This is a genomic window from Streptomyces sp. NPDC101165 (assembly GCF_044768135.1).
GTDB lineage: Bacteria > Actinomycetota > Actinomycetes > Streptomycetales > Streptomycetaceae > Streptomyces.
Genome location: NZ_JBIWPG010000049.1, coordinates 1 through 5189, shown reverse-complemented (window position 1 = coordinate 5189; position 5189 = coordinate 1). Strand labels below are relative to the sequence as shown.

The following is a 5189-nucleotide window of genomic DNA, read 5'->3' as shown; positions in this document are numbered from 1 at the left end:
GTCCTACTCTCCCACAGGGTCCCCCCTGCAGTACCATCGGCGCTGTGAGGCTTAGCTTCCGGGTTCGGAATGTAACCGGGCGTTTCCCTCACGCTATGACCACCGAAACACTATGAAACTGTGGACCGGGCCGCATATTTCAGCGACGTGGTCGTGGTTTCAGAACCAACACAGTGAACGCGAGCGTCTGAGGACAAGCCCTCGGCCTATTAGTACCAGTCAACTCCACCCGTTACCGGGCTTCCATATCTGGCCTATCAACCCAGTCGTCTACTGGGAGCCTTACCCTCTCAAGGAGGTGGGAATACTCATCTCGAAGCAGGCTTCCCGCTTAGATGCTTTCAGCGGTTATCCCTCCCGAACGTAGCCAACCAGCCATGCCCTTGGCAGAACAACTGGCACACCAGAGGTTCGTCCGTCCCGGTCCTCTCGTACTAGGGACAGCCCTTCTCAATATTCCTACGCGCACAGCGGATAGGGACCGAACTGTCTCACGACGTTCTAAACCCAGCTCGCGTACCGCTTTAATGGGCGAACAGCCCAACCCTTGGGACCGACTCCAGCCCCAGGATGCGACGAGCCGACATCGAGGTGCCAAACCATCCCGTCGATATGGACTCTTGGGGAAGATCAGCCTGTTATCCCCGGGGTACCTTTTATCCGTTGAGCGACGGCGCTTCCACAAGCCACCGCCGGATCACTAGTCCCGACTTTCGTCCCTGCTCGACCCGTCGGTCTCACAGTCAAGCTCCCTTGTGCACTTACACTCAACACCTGATTACCAACCAGGCTGAGGGAACCTTTGGGCGCCTCCGTTACTCTTTAGGAGGCAACCGCCCCAGTTAAACTACCCATCAGACACTGTCCCTGATCCGGATCACGGACCCAGGTTAGACATCCAGCACGACCAGACTGGTATTTCAACGACGACTCCACCCCAACTGGCGTTGGGACTTCAAAGTCTCCCAGCTATCCTACACAAGCCGAACCGAACACCAATATCAAACTGTAGTAAAGGTCCCGGGGTCTTTCCGTCCTGCTGCGCGAAACGAGCATCTTTACTCGTAGTGCAATTTCACCGGGCCTATGGTTGAGACAGTCGAGAAGTCGTTACGCCATTCGTGCAGGTCGGAACTTACCCGACAAGGAATTTCGCTACCTTAGGATGGTTATAGTTACCACCGCCGTTTACTGGCGCTTAAGTTCTCAGCTTCGCCCTGACGAATCAGAGCTAACCGGTCCCCTTAACGTTCCAGCACCGGGCAGGCGTCAGTCCGTATACATCGCCTTACGGCTTCGCACGGACCTGTGTTTTTAGTAAACAGTCGCTTCTCGCTGGTCTCTGCGGCCAACCCCAGCTCAGGACGTAAAGTCCATCACCAGAGCTGGCCCCCCTTCTCCCGAAGTTACGGGGGCATTTTGCCGAGTTCCTTAACCATAGTTCACCCGAACGCCTCGGTATTCTCTACCTGACCACCTGAGTCGGTTTAGGGTACGGGCCGCCATGAAACTCGCTAGAGGCTTTTCTCGACAGCATAGGATCATCCACTTCGCCACAATCGGCTCGGCATCAGGTCTCAGACACATGAGCGGCGGATTTGCCTACCACTCGTCCTACACCCTTACCCCGGGACAACCACCGCCCGGGATGGACTACCTTCCTGCGTCACCCCATCACTCACCTACTAACCGCTTGGTTCGGCGGCTCCACCACTTTCCTTTCCCCGAAGGGTCCGGAACGGCTTCACGGCCTTAGCATCACGATGCTCGATGTTTGACGCTTCACAGCGGGTACCGGAATATCAACCGGTTATCCATCGACTACGCCTGTCGGCCTCGCCTTAGGTCCCGACTTACCCTGGGCAGATCAGCTTGACCCAGGAACCCTTAGTCAATCGGCGCAAACGTTTCTCACGTTTGTATCGCTACTCATGCCTGCATTCTCACTCGTCAACCGTCCACAACTACCTTCCGGTGCTGCTTCACCCGGCAGACGACGCTCCCCTACCCATCACAGCACCCGTTGGGGCTATATGCTGCAATGACACGACTTCGGCGGTACGCTTGAGCCCCGCTACATTGTCGGCGCGGAATCACTAGACCAGTGAGCTATTACGCACTCTTTCAAGGGTGGCTGCTTCTAAGCCAACCTCCTGGTTGTCTGTGCGACTCCACATCCTTTCCCACTTAGCGTACGCTTAGGGGCCTTAGTCGATGCTCTGGGCTGTTTCCCTCTCGACCATGGAGCTTATCCCCCACAGTCTCACTGCCGTGCTCTCACTTACCGGCATTCGGAGTTTGGCTAAGGTCAGTAACCCGGTAGGGCCCATCGCCTATCCAGTGCTCTACCTCCGGCAAGAAACACACGACGCTGCACCTAAATGCATTTCGGGGAGAACCAGCTATCACGGAGTTTGATTGGCCTTTCACCCCTAACCACAGGTCATCCCCCAGGTTTTCAACCCTGGTGGGTTCGGTCCTCCACGAAGTCTTACCTCCGCTTCAACCTGCCCATGGCTAGATCACTCCGCTTCGGGTCTTGAGCGTGCTACTGAATCGCCCTATTCGGACTCGCTTTCGCTACGGCTTCCCCACCCGGGTTAACCTCGCAACACACCGCAAACTCGCAGGCTCATTCTTCAAAAGGCACGCAGTCACGAGATGCAGCAAGCTGCATCCGACGCTCCCACGGCTTGTAGGCACACGGTTTCAGGTACTATTTCACTCCGCTCCCGCGGTACTTTTCACCATTCCCTCACGGTACTATCCGCTATCGGTCACCAGGGAATATTTAGGCTTAGCGGGTGGTCCCGCCAGATTCACACGGGATTTCTCGGGCCCCGTGCTACTTGGGTGTCTCTCAAACGAGCCGCTGACGTTTCGACTACGGGGGTCTTACCCTCTACGCCGGACCTTTCGCATGTCCTTCGTCTACATCAACGGTTTCTGACTCGTCCTGTCGCCGGCAGACAACAGAAGAGAGATCCCACAACCCCGCATGCGCAACCCCTGCCGGGTCTCACACGCATACGGTTTGGCCTCATCCGGTTTCGCTCGCCACTACTCCCGGAATCACGGTTGTTTTCTCTTCCTGAGGGTACTGAGATGTTTCACTTCCCCTCGTTCCCTCCACACTGCCTATGTGTTCAGCAGTGGGTGACAGCCCATGACGACTGCCGGGTTTCCCCATTCGGAAACCCCCGGATCAAAGCCTGGTTGACGACTCCCCGGGGACTATCGCGGCCTCCCACGTCCTTCATCGGTTCCTGGTGCCAAGGCATCCACCGTGCGCCCTTAAAAACTTGGCCACAGATGCTCGCGTTCACTGTGCAGTTCTCAAACAACGACCAGCCACCCATCACCCCGAACCAACAGGCTCGAGTTCACTGGGGCCGGCGACTGAAGGAAGATCATTCCCTCAGACACCCAACAGCGTGCCCGGCCAAGACCCGTCCGGAGATCATGCGTTCCACGCTCTTACGAGCAGTACTAGCAGCCCCCGACCCGAGGTCTGGACCGAATAATCAACGTTCCACCCATGAGCAACCAGCATCAGACATTCGCTGATGTACTGGCCTCTGACCAACCGAAGCTGGTGAGAAGTGCTCCTTAGAAAGGAGGTGATCCAGCCGCACCTTCCGGTACGGCTACCTTGTTACGACTTCGTCCCAATCGCCAGTCCCACCTTCGACAGCTCCCTCCACAAGGGTTGGGCCACCGGCTTCGGGTGTTACCGACTTTCGTGACGTGACGGGCGGTGTGTACAAGGCCCGGGAACGTATTCACCGCAGCAATGCTGATCTGCGATTACTAGCGACTCCGACTTCATGGGGTCGAGTTGCAGACCCCAATCCGAACTGAGACCGGCTTTTTGAGATTCGCTCCACCTCACGGTATCGCAGCTCATTGTACCGGCCATTGTAGCACGTGTGCAGCCCAAGACATAAGGGGCATGATGACTTGACGTCGTCCCCACCTTCCTCCGAGTTGACCCCGGCGGTCTCCTGTGAGTCCCCATCACCCCGAAGGGCATGCTGGCAACACAGAACAAGGGTTGCGCTCGTTGCGGGACTTAACCCAACATCTCACGACACGAGCTGACGACAGCCATGCACCACCTGTACACCGACCACAAGGGGGCGCCTGTCTCCAGACGTTTCCGGTGTATGTCAAGCCTTGGTAAGGTTCTTCGCGTTGCGTCGAATTAAGCCACATGCTCCGCCGCTTGTGCGGGCCCCCGTCAATTCCTTTGAGTTTTAGCCTTGCGGCCGTACTCCCCAGGCGGGGAACTTAATGCGTTAGCTGCGGCACCGACGACGTGGAATGTCGCCAACACCTAGTTCCCACCGTTTACGGCGTGGACTACCAGGGTATCTAATCCTGTTCGCTCCCCACGCTTTCGCTCCTCAGCGTCAGTAATGGCCCAGAGATCCGCCTTCGCCACCGGTGTTCCTCCTGATATCTGCGCATTTCACCGCTACACCAGGAATTCCGATCTCCCCTACCACACTCTAGCTAGCCCGTATCGACTGCAGACCCGAGGTTAAGCCTCGGGCTTTCACAATCGACGTGACAAGCCGCCTACGAGCTCTTTACGCCCAATAATTCCGGACAACGCTTGCGCCCTACGTATTACCGCGGCTGCTGGCACGTAGTTAGCCGGCGCTTCTTCTGCAGGTACCGTCACTTTCGCTTCTTCCCTGCTGAAAGAGGTTTACAACCCGAAGGCCGTCATCCCTCACGCGGCGTCGCTGCATCAGGCTTTCGCCCATTGTGCAATATTCCCCACTGCTGCCTCCCGTAGGAGTCTGGGCCGTGTCTCAGTCCCAGTGTGGCCGGTCGCCCTCTCAGGCCGGCTACCCGTCGTCGCCTTGGTGAGCCATTACCTCACCAACAAGCTGATAGGCCGCGGGCTCATCCTTCACCGCCGGAGCTTTCCAACCTCCAAGATGCCTTGGAGGCTCGTATCCGGTATTAGACCCCGTTTCCAGGGCTTGTCCCAGAGTGAAGGGCAGATTGCCCACGTGTTACTCACCCGTTCGCCACTAATCCCCACCGAAGTGGTTCATCGTTCGACTTGCATGTGTTAAGCACGCCGCCAGCGTTCGTCCTGAGCCAGGATCAAACTCTCCGTGAATGTTTACCGGTAATCCGGTGAGCACCACGAGAGCGGTGCGAGAGGAGGAATA

General features: G+C 57.2%; 3 rRNA genes. All 3 read right to left on the bottom strand.

Annotation, left to right across the window (positions count from 1 at the left end):
• Nucleotides 1–107: ribosomal RNA gene (gene rrf / locus ACIRVH_RS46360) — 5S ribosomal RNA — on the bottom strand; the annotation flags it as partial.
• An 82-nt stretch (nt 108–189) separates the two neighbouring features.
• Nucleotides 190–3308 (bottom strand): 23S ribosomal RNA (locus tag ACIRVH_RS46355).
• 305 nt (nt 3309–3613) lie between these two features.
• Nucleotides 3614–5137 (bottom strand): 16S ribosomal RNA (locus ACIRVH_RS46350).
• Nucleotides 5138–5189: the final 52 nt, after the last annotated feature.